Annotated in this window: 11 protein-coding genes; all 11 read right to left on the minus strand. The window is 39.0% G+C overall.

The genetic code is table 11. The annotated features are described in order from the left end of the window. Nucleotides 1-46 precede the first annotated feature (46 nt). The gene (locus AQPE_RS01505; protein WP_318349273.1) at nt 47-871 is read right to left on the minus strand and encodes a carbohydrate-binding family 9-like protein; all 825 of its coding nucleotides are present in this window, start codon (nt 869-871) and stop codon (nt 47-49) included. 56 nt (nt 872-927) lie between these two features. Beyond that, complete coding sequence (locus tag AQPE_RS01510) at nt 928-2,175, minus strand: ligand-binding sensor domain-containing protein (protein WP_318349274.1); 1,248 nt, start codon at nt 2,173-2,175, stop codon at nt 928-930. 33 nt (nt 2,176-2,208) lie between these two features. After that, a complete protein-coding gene (locus tag AQPE_RS01515; protein ID WP_318349275.1) occupies nt 2,209-3,441 on the minus strand; it encodes a ligand-binding sensor domain-containing protein in 1,233 nt (410 codons plus the stop codon). 199 nt (nt 3,442-3,640) lie between these two features. Beyond that, nucleotides 3,641-4,291: a fibrobacter succinogenes major paralogous domain-containing protein gene (locus AQPE_RS01520; protein WP_318349276.1), complete on the minus strand. Its 651-nt coding sequence runs from the start codon at nt 4,289-4,291 to the stop codon at nt 3,641-3,643. A 47-nt stretch (nt 4,292-4,338) separates the two neighbouring features. Continuing rightward, nucleotides 4,339-6,054, minus strand: a complete 1,716-nt coding sequence (locus AQPE_RS01525; RefSeq protein ID WP_318349277.1) for an Ig-like domain-containing protein — start codon at nt 6,052-6,054, stop codon at nt 4,339-4,341. Between the two features lie 618 nt (nt 6,055-6,672). Beyond that, nucleotides 6,673-8,157, minus strand: a complete 1,485-nt coding sequence (locus AQPE_RS01530) for a DUF4832 domain-containing protein (protein ID WP_318349278.1) — start codon at nt 8,155-8,157, stop codon at nt 6,673-6,675. Between the two features lie 36 nt (nt 8,158-8,193). After that, the gene (locus AQPE_RS01535) at nt 8,194-10,557 is read right to left on the minus strand and encodes a glycoside hydrolase family 3 C-terminal domain-containing protein (protein WP_318349279.1); all 2,364 of its coding nucleotides are present in this window, start codon (nt 10,555-10,557) and stop codon (nt 8,194-8,196) included. 312 nt (nt 10,558-10,869) lie between these two features. Then, on the minus strand, nt 10,870-12,543 hold the full coding sequence (locus tag AQPE_RS01540) for a RagB/SusD family nutrient uptake outer membrane protein (protein ID WP_318349280.1): 1,674 nt from the start codon (nt 12,541-12,543) through the stop codon (nt 10,870-10,872). A 19-nt stretch (nt 12,544-12,562) separates the two neighbouring features. Then, nucleotides 12,563-16,036 carry a TonB-dependent receptor gene (locus AQPE_RS01545; protein ID WP_318349281.1) on the minus strand — a complete coding sequence of 1,158 codons (3,474 nt, stop codon included), beginning with the start codon at nt 16,034-16,036 and terminating at the stop codon, nt 12,563-12,565. Between the two features lie 119 nt (nt 16,037-16,155). Beyond that, on the minus strand, nt 16,156-17,154 hold the full coding sequence (locus AQPE_RS01550; RefSeq protein ID WP_318349282.1) for a FecR family protein: 999 nt from the start codon (nt 17,152-17,154) through the stop codon (nt 16,156-16,158). A gap of 75 nt (nt 17,155-17,229) precedes the next feature. Next, complete coding sequence (locus AQPE_RS01555) at nt 17,230-17,835, minus strand: RNA polymerase sigma-70 factor (protein ID WP_318349283.1); 606 nt, start codon at nt 17,833-17,835, stop codon at nt 17,230-17,232. Nucleotides 17,836-17,841: the final 6 nt, after the last annotated feature.

Consider the following 17,841-nt stretch of genomic DNA (forward strand, 5'->3'; position numbering starts at 1 on the left):
GAATTTTAACCTTTACCAAGTTGTAGCGCGACGAACAGCGATCATCTTAAACTCCCGGTGTATTTTTATTTGAAAACAAAATAGGCGTATACAATTCAGGCTTATGGTTGTCGTTATCTCCAATTTTGTCCCAAGACATGGCGTTTTGTATTACACCGTTTCCGTTCAGATGTTTACCAAAACGGCCGAAGAATATTTTCCATATATCATCCTGCTGAGGTGGCAAATTACGATCTTTAGCCAAGTGTTTCATCCCACTCCACGGGAATGCGATTTCTACGGTCCAACCTTTGTCAATATCCGTGTTATCGTTAATCGTTCCCTGGACTTGAACAGCTGAGCGAAGTCCTGCTATATCCCAGTCGGTATAGGCCCATCTCAGCCCCCTTGGGTGATTTCCCCGCCAGAATGTCGGAGCATCACGGTCGTGGTTACCACCAAAAGTGAAAGCATCTCTTGAATGGACGTCGAATTCTTTGGCATCAAACTTTTTAAAAGCGTCTTGCCAGATAAAAAACACCTCATAAACTGTGTTAAGTGCATTAATCTCAAATTCGTAGTAGCAATCGCCGCCATCAATGAACACCTCAACATCGTTTTCCTGAAAAATAATATCATCGCGCTGAGTCAATTTTGCTTCGACAAATGGTTCTTCAACCCAGAAGGCGATATAGAGAGCTTCATCGTCCCAGAGTACTGCTGCGCGCGTATCGAAATAACCCGGATAACCGTTAATCATATCGACAAAGCGAGGCGATTTACGTGCTTTTTGCCAGACCGGTTTGGTTAAATCGCCGTCAATAGTGATTGGCGAAGGGGCTCGATAACAGGTGTAAGGCGATTCACTGTAAGAAGACTTTCCGTTTTTCATGTACAATAATTTTAGATGTATATATAGACTTTACTAACTATCAAGTACCTATTTAATTACTTTTCAGGCTCATATATCCAGATAAATGAATGTCTAAGGTTTTCAGCAATCAGAATCCGACCTTTCCTGTCAGCACAGATTATACTGCATTGTGCGGTATTATCAGGCCAGCCAAGGCAATCTATGGATCCGGTTACAGGGTCGTAACAAAGTATCCAAGAATTGTCTTCATCCCTCCCGCCCAGCAGGTAAAGTTTTCCGTCGCCACCATAAGCAAGCGATTTAAGGTTCCAATACTGAAAGGCTTTTCCTTTGTTTATTACTGTGGAAGTTGAAGGATGGAATTTGAAAAGGAACCCGTCGTTGATTGTACCGCACCAGAAACCCCCGTCGCGTGCCCGTATAGCCGAAGCTATGCCGTTTTCATAGAGCGGGTCGGAATCCATTCCTTGTTGTGTGGGAATTTTAGCGCCTGTAAAAACCGGCTTTTCGTCACCGTAATTAAGCCTGTATATAAGTCCCCCGGAATGAACTGAATAGGAGGATATACCTCCTTTCATAAGTTCCTGTTTTGTCATTCCTACTTCTTTATGGTAATACGCTGAAAAATACAGGGTACCGGCATCGTCAAGCATAAGAATCTTGGGAATTCCTCTCCACGAAACCCTGCCAAGGTCTTTAACCCGCCATGGTTTCATAACTTCTCCAATGTCTTTTGTTGTCCTTGTATTCATATCGTAAGAGAATAAATGGCCGGAAGGATAGGTTACACCATAGATTTTTTCGCGTACCGAATCGACAACAATACAGTTTATTCCCTGCCCCGCGGCTATTATGCCGAAGTCTTCGCTTTTTTTTGTTACCGGGTCGAATGAAAAGAGATGTCCTCCTTCATAGGATTTGGTAGAGTCGTCCAGTACATCGTTATAGGTTGATGTACATCCGAAAAGGACATTTCCTCGGCCAACACAAAGATCATTGACCGATGTTTGCCCGCGAAACTTTGATGTTACATTCAGCACATGTTCCACCTTTTCGCCGTCGGTCCTGAAAAGATGACAGTTCTGGGCTCCCCAGGTGGCTTTTGTGCTTCCATAAACCCAGCCGTCATTCATCAGTATCATATCTGTTACAGCGCTTTCGCCTCCTAGCACCGGGCCCTGCGGACCATTCGAAATAAGAATATGTTTTGTTACTGTACCCTTGGTTATCGCACCTTCTCTTTGCCCAAACGAGCTTACAACATTGCCTGAGACCAATAAGAAAATAATGTATCCGGTAAGTAATATTTTATTGTTTTTCATTTGTTTTCCCTTTAGGATTTATGATTTTTCAGTTTATTTTGCAGTTCCTGTAGGGCATTTTAATGACCCAAGATTTTCAGGCGGATTATACTTAATAAGATATGGCCGAGTAGCGGGTTTCCCTTTGGAATTTTTCTCAATTTTATCGCCGGAGTAATAATTGCCAAAACAACTAAAATATACCGTATGGTTTTTTGTAGTAAGCGCTCCGAAACATCCCTCCACTCCTTCCAGTTGCCCCGCCCAATAATATTTTTTTGACTTTAGGTCGAGGATTGTAAGTATTTCAAGAGCACTCTCGATCACTTTGCCGCCATGGTTACCGGCAATAAAATATAGCCTTCCCCACTCTTCATCAAGCGCTATATTGGGGGTATAGTGTCCCTGCCCCGGCATACCTATTACATGCCCGAAAGTTTCTAATTTATTGGTATGGGGTTCAAAACTCCATACATAACCGTCGTTGGAGATACAGTAAATAATGTTTTGCGATGATACAACCGAAGCGCGAAAATCCATTGATTCCCCCGGTAGCTTTACGTCGATATCGGTAAATATCTCTTTGTCGGGGTCAAATTTTGTCAGCCCCCCAATGTCATTTGCGAAATAGCAGAACCCGTCCTTATCCATTATCATTTCACGTACCCTATCGACCACACGGCCCATGCGGGCAACGGATTCATAACGGTTAAGCTCCATTGTGGCGAGGTTTAACCTCCAGAATTTTGCACGGTCTACTGTAATGCCATTCAGTACGTTTCTTTTCTCATCGTAATACAAACCTACAATAGCGCCATAGGGACATGGGATGCCAAGGTATTCGGTTTTTTTGGTTTGAGGGTCGTATTTTATGATAGCGCCACCGGCATAGCTCTTTGGATAATAGGCCCGTGTATATTCGTGCATGTACGACATGCCCTGGTATCCGGCAAAATATAGCATACCCCTGGAATCTGCAGCAATATTACCGTGTATTTTTCCGTACCCGGGGGTTTCTGCATTGGAATATATTACGCTTGCTTTGTCTAACTCCAGTTCAAAGGCAACTTTATCCTGTACAGGATCATAGGAACATATGGATGTATTCCCGAAGCCCCACGGCCTTTTATACCGGTCGTCCCAGGTAAAGTCGCCGATTGCTTCATCGGTTCCCCAGTGATCGGCGCCGCAAAACCAGATTTTGCCATCGGGCGTTTCGGTAATTTTATTCCAATTTGAATTCAGTGTCGACTTATCGTTATATACCAAACCTTCTGCAACATACATTTTTAAGCGTATCTTCTGTAATTTCTTGGTGTCTATTGGCTGACCTATCGCTTCTGTATAAATTATGAAAAGGCTCAAAAAAAGTAATATATAGTTCTTTCTTGATCTCATGTTATTTTATCTCCTTTTGTTTACGTTAAATTAAATATTAGAATTAGTATTCGTTGTTTTACTGTTGCTGTACAGAAAACAATTCCAATTAATCCCTTATGCATCGAACTGACAAGCCATTTCGTTTATAATAGTTGGTTCTGTATACGTACCAGGGAACTTTATCGATGCAGCGGTACCACGCCAGGGTCGAGTCGTACTGAGTAGATGTCCACCAGAAGCCTATTTTGCCTATGCGGCTAAATTTTCCGTTCAGGTCGCGGCACCCGCTGGGCAATCCTGAAAAATTGCTCTCGTTGGTTCCATTTCCGTCGTCAAGCCATCCGCTGTTGCTTTTCATCTTAGTTCCGGCTGCATCTTCCCCGCCAAGAAAGTCGGTAGTTTCTCTCCACTCGGCGTCGCTGGATACATGCCATCCTTCGGGAGCCAAACCGCGGGGATCGGTTACTGCATACCAGTTATATAATTTTCCGTATTTATCGCCGTTTTCAGCTTTATTTTCATAATAGCAAAAGGCAGGTACGCCTTCCTGTCCTGCTTTTATCCACTCTTCGTCCGTTTTGGCTTCAGGTATAGGGTCGCCATTGCGAAAAGTGTTTACATTGAGGTTTTCTGCCATCCATTCTGAGTTTGCGATTTTGATGGTCTCATCGTTATTTTTGTCAATACATCTGAAACCATAGAAAAATATCGTAAAACACGCGAACGTTGCTATGAAAATTTTGATTTTTATTTGCATACCATATCTATTTTAAGTAAAAAATATATTTGTTGGCATTTCGCATTCTATTCTGCTGTAACCTTGAAATATGTCGTTTTCTCATGTGCCAGGTGTGTTCCAGCAGTGTCTTTTACCTTTGTTGTAATAGCAATGCTGTACTGTTCATCTTTATTCAGGACGTGAGATGGAGTGAAACAGTATCTTGTACCGCCATGCGATGCTTTCCAATCCCCTTCCACCATTTTGTTGCTTTTCGTTTTCTTAATTACAATGCCTTTGCCACTGAAAATACTTTCGCTGTCAATAACAGGAGCCAGGTCTATTACAATTTTCGCATCGGGAGATACATTTTCCATGCTATCACACGGTGAGACAAGCAAAACAGCAGGCGGAATCTTATCTTCAACTTTTAAGTACCTGTCAAAAAAATCATGCACTAACTGATACCTATCTACTCCAAGTTTTTTGTCATACCCATGAGCCACAATGTGTCCCAGTCCTTCCATAAACAAGTTAATGTAATTATCGTCATATTCTTCAAGTCGTTTGACAAATGCAGGGTGGGCTTTTTTACTAATCATATCTTGTTCATTTTCTCCGCAAGCAACAATTGTTGGAGCATAGTCCTTGGTAATGTATTGTGTTTCAAAAAGCCCCATCCCCATTGATTGATATCCAACAGCTATATCTGAAGGATATCCTTCCCATGGTTGGGGTTCAGGCGAACCTTCTGGATAGCCTTTAAATGGTTTGATCTCTTTTCCTCCTTCATGGTGTGGGTCAGAAAGTCTGGTAACGGCATATTCCCCTTTTGAATTACCAAGCATACCAATGTGTTTTGTATCCAATGAGTACATGTCAGAATATTTGTTCAAGTAACGCATCGCTGCAGTATAGCAAGCAAATCCGTCCCATTCATCAAGCGAGAATTTCAGATAATGAAAAAAGTGGACAACACAGGGATTATAACAGTGTCCCATAATAACATAAGCATATCCACGCGTTGTGAATCCTGCAAAATGAGGTAGATAGCCAATTGGCTCGCCATTTGGGTTTCTTGCTGCTTGCCATGCAGAATAAACAACAGTGGGGATTTTTTTCTTTGCTTGCGATGGATAAACAATATCCATTTTTACAGTAAAATCAAAAGGTTTTCCAAACCTGTCAACCATGTCTTTTGGAAACTTTGCAGGTTTTAAGCCGGGAAGCTTAGGTACAATATCTTCGTTATATGATTTCAGTATATAATCCAATGTTCCGTAAGCTCCATATTTTTGAATATCCCAATAAACTAAGTTAGTGTCAACACGATATCCTTCAGGGAGAAAAAAGCACCTAAATTCCTTTGCAATAAGATTAAGGCCAGTAAGTAACGATTCTGTCTTATAGCCATATATAGCCCTAAATATTTGAAATAGATCTTTATCAAAGTTTGGTGAGATGGCTAGTTTATCGTTCCCGAAATCAATCGTAATTACGATAAAGTTTTTACTTAAATAATCACTAAGAATGGAAAGATCTGATTCTTGGCCAATTCTTTCCCATGCTATGTTTTTCATATAAATAATTACTTCATCACCTTCAGAACCGATCTTACCTCCCCCAAAATATATGTTTACCGGTACATCCTTATTAAGTGTTGTGAATTTCCAAGTGGTTGCTTTTTTTAAATATTGATTCAAATCCGGAGGGTCTCCAGCAAACATTTGACAAACTGCATTTGTCATTATATACGCAGCAATGGCAGCAACTCTCAAAAACTTTTTCATATTGTTTTTCATTATCTATTTAAAATTTTCTTATACATTCGTCTATTTCAAAAGCTACAATTCGTTCATTGTCTCCGTTGGATTTTTGATCATTATTTTATTCAGTACAATTTTTTCATTGGTTGATCCAATGGAATATCCCCAGAAGACATAATTGTTGATTGACGTGACTTCTACTTCTTTCCGGTATGCACCATCGGTTAAAAGAACCCGTTCTTACTACCATTGTAATTGGTAGCCATAAATATGTAAGCATATAGCGATTGGTTCGCATTTGTACCTCTATCTGATCAAATACTTCTCTGGAAACCCATAATGATATTATATTTATCAGCCTAATTACCGAAACAAAAACCAGTTGATAATCAATATTATATGCTATGACACATGTCAATTCAACACCAAAATATTATCAGTAAGACACCTTTGACAATTATTCAGTACATCAATCTGTGTATTATCAATAGCCGAATCAACTAACAAAACACATAATTTAATTTACATAACCAATAAAGTGTCAATAATAAACTTATATTCTTTCTCCTCAATTCCATTCTACTTAATAAATCCCAATAGTGACGTTAAATTCCTACATGTTCAATTTTCCAAAGCATAGAATACCATAGTGCTTTACTTAATAATTACTTCCCCAAGCTTATACCACCCTTGATTAGTTTCCCTTTCTTTTTTAATGGCAAGCTGAATGCTTTTATTATGATAGCCATACTCATCACGCATACCAATTAGTAAATCGTATTTACCTTCCGCAATATTTTTGTTCAAGTTAATTATGTATTGTTCTGCAATTATTTCATGTGGTTGCCAATTTCTGTTATCCGATTCCTTTAGCTGCTGAACAAATTCATTTTTAGTGTTCTTGTTAACTAGCTTGATGAAAAGTTGATATCTGTAATAGGCTGGAGATACTCCGTGATTTTCCCAAGTTATCCTGATATAATTGTGGTTTGAACAAGTCCGAAATGTATCAGGCATCAGGGCAAATTTTGGGAAATACCAGTAACCACAAAGATTAGCAAGACGAGATGCATATTGATAACTATTTTTAAGCCATTCACGCGGATAATAGTGGAACCCTATTATTGTCGCATGTGTTTCAATCACTGCTTTTTCGAAACCAGAACCATCACCCCACATTCCGTTTTTTAAAGCGGCCCCGTAATGATCAGACTCTAAAATTACCGGTATATCTTTATAAACTTTACTGTATAATTCCGGTGTACGAATACAAGAAGGACCGAATCCCAATTTTTTATACAATAATACATTACCGCTATCATCGCGGAATCCGAGCCTGTTTTCAAGGGCGTAACGGTATATCTCATAATCTGAACCATCATCTGTTTCACGTTGCCCAATAAAATCATCACTGAGAATCAAGACTGATTTTTTATAGCAACGTTTGTACATATCAATATGCTTTTTTACTATATCTACAGGAACATCTTTCCTTCCTGAATATGCTGTATGTCCTTCGCCCCAATCACCAATACTTCCAATGTCAATGTATTCTACCCATGGCTTCCCATCATAACGAGCAGCAAAAGCTTTTTGAAAATCTTCAAGCTTCTTTAGGAAAATTGGATCACCATAATCAGGTGCCCAAGCTTTTATATTAAGGTCCGGATGCTCAATAAACTTTCCTTTGGCGCCTGCTTTTTTTACCCATTCTGGTGTAGCATAAACAATTTCTGTTTCCTTGCAAGTAATCCGAAATGAGATGGGATGTCCCCATGTAATCCATCGGTTTATTATGGTGTCAATAACAGCCCAATTATAAACACCTTCTTCGGGTTCAAGATAACTCCACGCAAGCCTTAAATATATGTCGTTGAGTCCTGGAAAATCTGGAAGTGAATCATCAACCGCCATTCGGTTGCCATATTCTTTTATACCGTTGTCATAGTAATGTAGACACCAGCCTTTATGGGGATTATTACAAACCTTAGTGCTATCCCAGTACCGTTCAAGATTAAAAAAAACTCTGTTTTTGTACGTTCCTCTTCCATCCTCTGGATTGGTCCCAATAGTCTGCGACCATGAAGTGTAGTTGAGCAGAATCAAGCAGATAACAAACAAACTATACGCTTTCTTCATTCTTTTTTTTTCATTTATTAGTAAATTAGGAGAATATTATTCTTTCACTTCAAATACACCTTTAACTCTGATGTCCTCAGATGAACTTCCGACCATCACTTTAAATTGACCTGGCTCAACCACAAAATTCATGTTACGATCAAATAGAGATAAATCTTCTGGTGTAAGCTTCAACTTTACAGTTTTGGTTTCTCCCGGTTCAAGTGTAATCCTTTCATAACCCTTCAATTCCTTTATCGGCTTGGAAGTACTGCTAATGAGATCATTTATATATAGTTGTACCACTTCGTCGCCTCTACGTTCGCCTATATTTGTTATGTCAACTGAAATTTCGGGTTCATCTCCAGTATGTATTTCTTTGGGCATCTGAAGGTTACTATACTCGAATTTAGTATAACTTAACCCGTACCCGAATTCATATAACGGTGTTCCTGGCATGTCGATATATTTCGTATGAGCCTTTGTCGCAGAGTAATTGTAGTAGAACGGGAATTGGCCTACATGACGCGGAAAAGTAACTGGGAGTTTCCCTCCCGGATTATAATCACCAAAGAGTATATCTGCAATGGCATTTCCTCCCTGTTCCCCACACATCCAGCCTTCAACGATTGCTGGAATATGTTCCGACGTCCAGCGTATTGACAATGCTCTCCCATTAATTAAAACTACAACTACAGGTGTCCCCGTTGAGTAGACTGCTTTCAGAAGGTCTTCCTGCATGCCCGTCAAATCAAGGTTGGCAACGTCTCTACCTTCTCCATTAGTTGTGTATCCACCTTCTCCGATTACTACAACAGCAACGTCAGCACTCCTTGCTACAGATTTGGCCTTTTCAATCTCATTAAGTTTATCACCTATTACATTGCAGCCTTTCACGTAGGAAACCCTTGTTTCTGAAGAAATCTTGTTTTTAATACCCTCTAAAACAGTAACAACATCTTGCGGTATATTATGGGGAAAATAATCACCCAATTGTTCGACCGGTGCATCTGCATCGGGGCCAATAACTGCAATAGATTTGATATCTTTTCTAAGAGGCAATATATTTTTGTCATTTTTTAACAATACAATACTCTCTCTCGATGCCTGTAAAGCCAGCTTACGGTTCTCATCGCTGTGAACTGTTTTTACAGCATGTTCAACATCAACATAGGGATTTTCGAACAACCCCATCTGAAATTTTAACCTCAATATTCTAGATACGGCCCTGTCTACCAACTGTATGGGTATTTTCCCTTCCTTAACGTTTTCAATCAGCCCATCCATATACGCATCTTCAAATGAAATCCCCACATCAACTCCAGCTTTAATTGCTAAAATCCCTCCCTCTTTTTGTGTTGCTGCATGCCTTTCTTCTATGATTGTCCCAAGACCACCTCCTTCGCTGACAACAATACCCTTAAACCCCAATTCTTCACGAAGTACTTTGGTAAGAATCTTTTCAGAACTATGAACGGCCTCTCCATCAATGGCTGGATAAGTCGCCATAACACCTAATGCTCCATACTTCTTTATTCCTGCTTTAAATGAAGGTAAAAATACTTCTCTGAACTTTCGGTCAGAAATCTCCATTGCCCCTCGTTCCAATCCGCTTATAGGTTGGCTCTGACCAGGATAATGACAAAGAAATGAAATCAGCTTATCAGGTGCTGAAATATCGTATCCCTGGATGGCCTCAACAATGCTCCCAGCAATTTGGGAACACATATAGGGGTCTTCACTGTACGCTTCTTCATTCCTGCCCATTCTCGGATCCCTGTTTGGTTCAATTACCAAGGTACATAACCCATGAACCCCAATCGATTTGCCCTCTTTTGCTGCAACAGTATAAATCCTTTTTACCATATCCTTATTCCAGGTGGCACCAATTGCCAATCCTTCAGGAAATATTGTTCCCCCGGGGCACATCAACCCATGAGTTCCTTCTTCTATCTGCAGTAAAGGAATACCCAACCTGGTCTTTTCAATAGCAATCTTTTGCAACTCGTTCATCACTTCGGCCTGACGTCTAGTCCCTTCATAAATAAGTCTGTCAGAAAGTGTAAAGAACCCTCCCCCAGGGCCAAAAACATTATTGTGTGTACCCGCAGCCCATTTCCGGCATCCGTCCAGTTGTTTGTCCCTCACTTCACGGGTCGCTTCCATGTCCCATAAAGGCGGGGTTTTACCGTGAAGCCCCCACCCAAGTTCGGTGTGGTAGGCACAGGGGATGTTTAGCTGGCCTACCTTTTCTTCCAACGTCATGCGGGATATCAGGTCGTCAACACGCTGTTCTATCGGAAGCTCCGGGGTTTTGTATGGGGGCGCTGTAATCCTTGAAGATTGTGCCGAACCAGTAAAAACATTCAAACACTGGGTGGTAGCGATTAAAATCGATAGTATTGTCCTGATTTTTTTCATCTTGGTTTAATTATGATTTGTTATAACTTTTTCTTTCAGTCGATTCTAAGCGTTAAACCAAAGAAAAGCAATATCCGGAAAAGCAAATGACATATACAAACAAGCAAAATTATTGGTATGCTTATTTTAGAGACTGATTGGTAAGGTCATTACCATACTTTGTTCGAAGAAATCTACTCCTTGAGAAAAAGAAAGTGTTTAAGTCATTCTTATACCAAAAGTGTCTGATTTTGGTATAAAGATTATTGATATTTAAATAAAAGGAGTTGTTCAATTCTTGGACAACTCCTTTTAGTCATCAAACTTATATTGCTACCATCCTGGATTTTGCTGTAAATCAGGATTTATTAAAATTTCCTTTGTTGGCAAAGGACGCAGGTAATGTTTGTTAGGATCAAAGGATCTTTCGGCAGCACTCTCCGCAACGATAAACCCATTTTGATCGGTTTTACCTTGCCAACTAGCATCTGCATAAGGGTTTCTGTTTGCACCTTCTATAATTACTGGATCGGTCCAGTTTGAACCAACAATCTTTATTCCCTTTATCGACTGAGGTAACTCTATTTCCGCAGTTTTCCATCTCCTCAGGTCATCGTATCTGTAACCTTCCAATGCCAATTCTATGGTTCGCTCTCTCCTTATTTCCCCCCTCATATCCAAGCCATTAGAAGAAACAAAAGCATTTTTCAACGAAGGCATGTTTACTCTCTGGCGAACGATATTAATTGATTTATTAAGATCGTCGTCACTAATACTTCCATTTCTCTCAAATGTAGCTTCAGCATATGTAAGAAGTACCTCTGCATACCTAATAAGGCGAAAGTCAAAACTACACCTGTCATCTTGCAATTCATTGGCATATTTATCTTCCGTTAAAAACTTGTAAGTGGTATAACCAGTATTGGCATTACGTTGTGGATAAAAAGGCCAACTTGCCACTGGATCAACATACCAAGTTCGAGGTGCGTAAGCACCTGGAATCAACATGGTCATTGTCATACGAGGATCTCGGTTCTGATATTCTGAAGTATTTGCACTATATCCTTCAAATAACGGTGACTGTGTAATTGGAAGCCCGTCCGCACACAAGTACATATCGGCAAGCTTTTTTGTTGGCAATAATGAGCCAATTCCCACAATATAAGTATATTCTGTTCCAGAAATATCCCTTTGATGACGGCGATCTAAAATACATTCCTGAGAGTCATCACCTTCATCAATAAATAAGTACCTATAACTTTGATTGCCTTTACTATTGAACAGGGCATATTGAGAGCTGCTCATAACTGATTGTGATGCCTGGATAGCAATATCAAGATACCCGTTCGCATCAACGTTGTTACGAAACTTGCCCCAAGTCCCTTCAAACAATGCAACCCTCGCTTTTAAAGAATTTGCTGCACCCTTAGTCACTCTACCAATATCTCCTGAAGGCAATGATTTTTGTTCAGGTAAGTCGACCGCAGCATCTGTTAAATCTTTTAAGATTAAATCAACAGTTTCTTGACGGCTCGCGCGCGGGGCGTATAACGTTGTGCTATTTATATCCAACACTTCAGTAATAAGCGGAACGCCTCCATATTGCCTGAATAATAACCAATAGTTATAAGCTCTAAAAAATCTAGCTTCGGCTGCGAACTGCTTTACATCTCCTGCAATGGGTGATTCTCCCACTTTTTTAAGAATATTATTACAACGACGGATATAGATATACGGGGTATTCCATTCCCCAGCAGTTTCACTTGTTTGATAGGTACCATTACTAACAGAATTTGGTACAGAATATGCGATATCCGATTGTGTATCCCTTGTATCAAAATCTTCAAGCGACCCATATAAGTTATTAGCAGCCAGTTTAAAATCGGAAGCCGTTTTCCAAAATGTGCCATCAGAGATAGTATCTTTGGGGAATAAATCTAGACCCTCTTTGCACCCTGAAAACAGAAGGATTACAAAAATAGCGATTTGAACATATTTTTTATTCATGATAGTTTTAAATTAAGTTTTAAAATTTTATATCAATACCCATTGAAACAGTGCTGCTAAAAGGATAAGTCTGGTCATCAGTCCGTTGCCAAATTTCCTCAGGATTGATCATCCCTCCCCAGGTTCCTTTTGAGAGAGTAAGTAAATCCTCCCCACTGAAATAAACACGTATACTTTCCATTTTTAATTTACTGCATAGGATTTTGGGGATATTGTAAGCAAGTGTTAATGTTTTTAGTTTCAGATAGGCATAGTTATTCATTCGCATAGAAGATGTACTCCAGTCCCAATCTCTCAGCTCGTCCCAGCCCAACGACCCAGGAATAATACGGGGATATTTTGAATTAAGATTGTCTGGAGACCATGTTTTGCCATAAAAATATTTCATGGGTTGATCCCATATATCAAAGAAAGGACGACTGGACGATGTGCCTTCCACCATCCCTTGACGTTTTCCAACACCTTGCAAAAGGATATTTAAATCAAATCTTTTGTAAGATAGACTGATATTTGATGAATAAGTATATCGTGGAAGCAAATTACCCAAATATTTCATGTCCCCTTTAGTTCCTTTTGCAGGATCTCCATATGCCGTAATTTTTCCATCTCCGTCAAGGTCTTTAAACATTACATCTCCAAGACCTAGCTTAGTAGGTACATTCTCTAACTGCTTATAAGCCGCCAACTGCCCCTCATTCTGGATAATTCCGTCAAACTCATAGCCAAAATATGAATTTAAAGAATATCCCTGACGTGCATAAACTAAACCTTCAGAATAGGCATCATTCCCTTTTAGTTCAACTAATTTATTTTTACTATCGCTTACTATTACTGAAATACTATATTTAAAATCACCTTTTTTATCATTCCAACCAAGTAATAAATCCCATCCATTGGTTTTTAGTTTACCTATGTTTTGTGTTGGTGCATCTCCTCCTAATACAGCAGGTAATTGTGCATTTACCAGCATATTGTTATTAGTTTTAACATAATAATCAAAACTCCCGGATAGCCTTGATTTTAAAACCGTAAAATCAATTCCTACATTTTTTGTTTCAATAGTTTCCCATGTTCGTTCTTGGGAAGCAATATTAGGTACCGCACCAGGTAATCCCACATTAGGGAATCCCATAGGATACTTACCAGTTAAGGAAATAAGAGAGATATAGTCATAATTGCCAAAAGCTAAATCCTGATTGCCAGACTGGCCCCATGAAGCCCTAAGTTTGAGATTGTCGAATGTATTTAATGACTTGAAAAAATCTTCCTTCGATAAATTCCAAGCAAAAGCAACTGAAGGGAACAAAGCACTCCAACGTTTGGATGGCGCAAATTTAGAGCTCCCATCAATTCTTGTCGTAATATCCACCAAATATTTCTCATCATAAGAGTAACTAAACCTTCCAAAATATGATTGCAACGCCCAATCAGAAGCATAGCCAGTAAAGTCTGCGTACTCAGTTTTTGTCCGGTCAGCAAGATTCAAAGTAAAAAGTTCATTGCTTGCAAAATTATATCCAGTTATTGATTTACTTTGAGAATCATTCGTTTCATGGGAAGCACCGGCCATCAAATTAAGGTGGTGCTTATTATTCAGTATCTTATTGTAATCCAGATAGGCAGTAGAAATTTTGTACAAATTTTTAGAATCATAATAATCAGCACTATTAGGAACATTTATTTTATCAAAAATGCTCCCATCCCAATTGTATTCGGTGAATGTAGGGTGTGTGGCTTTATTATCTCTATAACTCAATCTGGCACCTAATTGGGTAACTAATTTTAAATCGTTCAAAATACTCAGATTGAATTTAACATTTGTTGATAAAATGGAATAGTCAGATTTATTTGAGCCGGCTTCTTGTAGGTATTGGGCTGGATTTCTAAATCCGCCCTGATATTTATAAAATTGACCTTCAGTGTTATATAAGGGAACATAACTTCCAATTCTGGGAAGTATGTACATTACTAAATCTAAAGCCGAAGGTTCAATTGTTTGTTGACTTTCGAAACTGGAGCGTGTCTCAACATTTAACCGATCAAAAAATTTGAAATCATAATTCATCCTTAAGTTGTACCTATCAGAATGGTTTTCTCCAAAATTAAAAGTGCCTCCATTTCTTTGATATCCTGTAGAAATGAGATAATTATTATTGTCTCCTCCACCAGAGATGCTGACATTGTGCATTTGTTGAACACCATTTCCATAAACTACATCATTCCAATTGTGAGATTGATAGAATCCAGGATAATTTTCTAAATATTTCAACCACCCACTCTCAACATCGGGTTCAGCATTAGCCTTAATTTTATTAAAAACTTCCTGAGATACACCAGGCTCTCCAACATTTCTCATTCCTTCATCGAACATTTCAGCCAACTGTTGGGTGTTGGTCTTTGTCTTTAAAAATGTTGGCTTTTTAATCCCATAATTGCCAGAATAGGTAATGGTTGGGGTTCCTCGCTTTCCTTTCTTTGTGGTAACAAGTATTACTCCATCAGCAGCACGAGCGCCGTAAATAGCAGCCGCTGCGTCCTTCAGCACGGTGAGTTCTGAAATATCATTTGGGTTTAGGAGGTCTAAATCTCCCGGGATACCATCAATTAATATAAGGGGTTTGCTACCACTAATGGAAGAAGCGCCACGGATTTGCAATGAATAGTTATTATTGCCTGGTTGACCACTCCCCCTAGTAACAGTTACTCCTGGCAGCCCCCCCTGTAAGGCATTCATTGTATTGGTGATTGGTCTGGTCTCAAATAGTTTGTTATCAACTTTGGATACAGCTCCTGTCAATTCTCCCTTCAATTTAGTGCCATATCCAATGGCCACCACCTCTTCAATACCGATAGTTTCTTCTGCAAGTTCTACATTAATTGTTGAATTATTTCCAACAACAATCTCTTGAGTTTTCATTCCAACAAAGGAAAAAACAAGAGTTGCATTCGAAGGGACATTGGGGATACTGAAAATCCCGTTGGAATCAGTAATTGTTCCAATAGTTGTTTCCTTTATCATAACTGTAACGCCAGGTAAAGAAATCCCGGTGGCGTCGGTAACTTTACCGGAGATGGACCTTTGCTTTTGTTGAATCTGTTGTTCAATTGCAAAGTTGCCATTTTCGTTTTTTAATTTTAGAACAATAAAGTTATTTTCCAGCACTTTGTATTCGATTTCATGATTATCGAATACCTGTTTTAAAATTTCATCAATTGTTCCGTTACTGATGTCAACCTCAACTTTGGCGTTGACATTGATTTTTTGTGCCTCGTAAAAGAACCTGAACTCGCTTTTGCTTTCAATCTTTTGCATTAATTCCTTGATCGAGATTTCTTTCTCGCTCATACTGAAGTACTTTGTTTGCGAGTAAACTGATGCTGCGCTTTGCAAAACACACAGGATAATTAAAAACAGTGTTAGCTTCATAATCAATACTCCTTTTTTAACCAACCTGATTATATCAGGATGATCATTCATTCGTTTTTTTTTCATAAATTTGAATTCATTTTGGTTGTTAAACATTGTGCCCGTCGACTACAAATCAAGAAGGCACGATAATTGATTATCGATTTAAACCGGGGATGCTGCAAACATTTCCCGGTTCTTTCTTTCTATTTGGAAGAAAGTATTACTCGTGTTCCTGTTCGTTCATATTTGATTGCTGAAGCAAATTCCAGCGCATCGAGTACTGTTTTTAAATCCTGGTCCTTTATGCTCCCAGTGTACAAATGTTGCTTTACATCTTCATCACCAAAAACAATCTGGATATCAAACCGTCTTTCCAGTTTTTTCGCCAGTTCTCCTATATTTTCTCCTTTAATCGTCAACAAACCTTTTGTCCAATCAGAAAAATGTTGATCGTCAATCTTCTCTATTACAGATTTGTGTGTGATGGTGCTATAGGAATAGGCTTCACTTGGATTTAGAAAAACATTATTCTTGCTGTTATCGATAATTTTCACTTTACCGCTTTGCAAATATGTGGTGATTATCTTATCGTTGGGATAATTGCTAACATTAAAACTGGTTCCCAGAACTTCAATCTGTAGACCGGTCGCTTCAACGACAAATGGATGAGCCTTATCGTGAGCTACATTAAAGAAGCCTTCACCTATAAGAGTAACCTTTCTTTTTCCTGTTTTAAAAAAGGACGGGAACCGGAGACGCGAGTCACTGTTAAGCTGAACGGTTGATCCATCAGACAATACCACTGTTGAACGCTGCCCTTTAGGTACTATGATTTCAGTAATTTCGGAATTCGACAAAGAAGATAAGTTGGACACGAAATAGCTAATTGTTTCGGATAAGCCAATTATAAGAAGAATAGCTGCAGCATAACGGACAAACCTTAACCTTGTGGCTTTCTTCTGTTCGTTAATCGTAATTTGGCGAATTATATACCAAATCTTTTCAATTTCCTGATTTTTTATTTTGGGATCAACAACATGATCAAGCCCCGATATAATCCAAGCATTCTTCAAACGTGCCAGTTCATTTTTCCGTACATCAGAACTTTTCGTCCACTCCCTTACTTCAAGTGCTTCGTCAGCGCTGGCTTGATCTGAAATGTATTTGTATAAAATTTCGTCGGTCATTCTTTTTTTTTGCATTTATACCTTTAAAACGAATGGGATTGAAAATACCCTGAGTCCGATTTGATATTTCTGCAAAAAATAAAAATAAATTTATCTAACTGAAAATGTTCGAGTAAGAATGAGCATCAGATTAAGTGAACCAGGAAATCGTCTCTCAAGCGCCAACTTTATAGTTTTTAGCGCTTTCGTCAAATGACTCTCAACAGTTTTTTCTGACAAATGAAGCGACTCACTTATTTCTCTGTTTTTCATGCCATCTGTTCTACTCAAAATAAAAACCTTCCGACATTGTTCAGGCAACCCAGCGACAGCCTTATGAATTTCGTCCTGAATCTCACTGGCAAACAAGTTATCTAATATCGGATCAGAGAGTGCCTCAAAGCTATCAGTCAACCTCAAATATTCCTCCTTTTTGTCATTTCGAAACTGTAAAATCAGCCTTTCTCTTCGAATGAGATCGATACAGCGGTTTCTTGTTATTGTGTACAAATAAGCATTTAGATTGGTATTATCATCCAAATTATGACGATTGTCCCACAACTTAAGAAATACATCCTGAAGCACTTCCTTAGCATTTTCGACATTATTTAGATACCCGTTTGCGAAATTGAAAAGACCCGAATACCAACAATCCATTATTTTCCTGAAAGCTTTTTCACTTCCAAGCTTCAATGCCCCAATATATTCCTGTCCCACTTTCAA

The sequence above is a fragment of the Aquipluma nitroreducens genome (genome assembly GCF_009689585.1).
Lineage (GTDB): Bacteria > Bacteroidota > Bacteroidia > Bacteroidales > Prolixibacteraceae > Aquipluma > Aquipluma nitroreducens.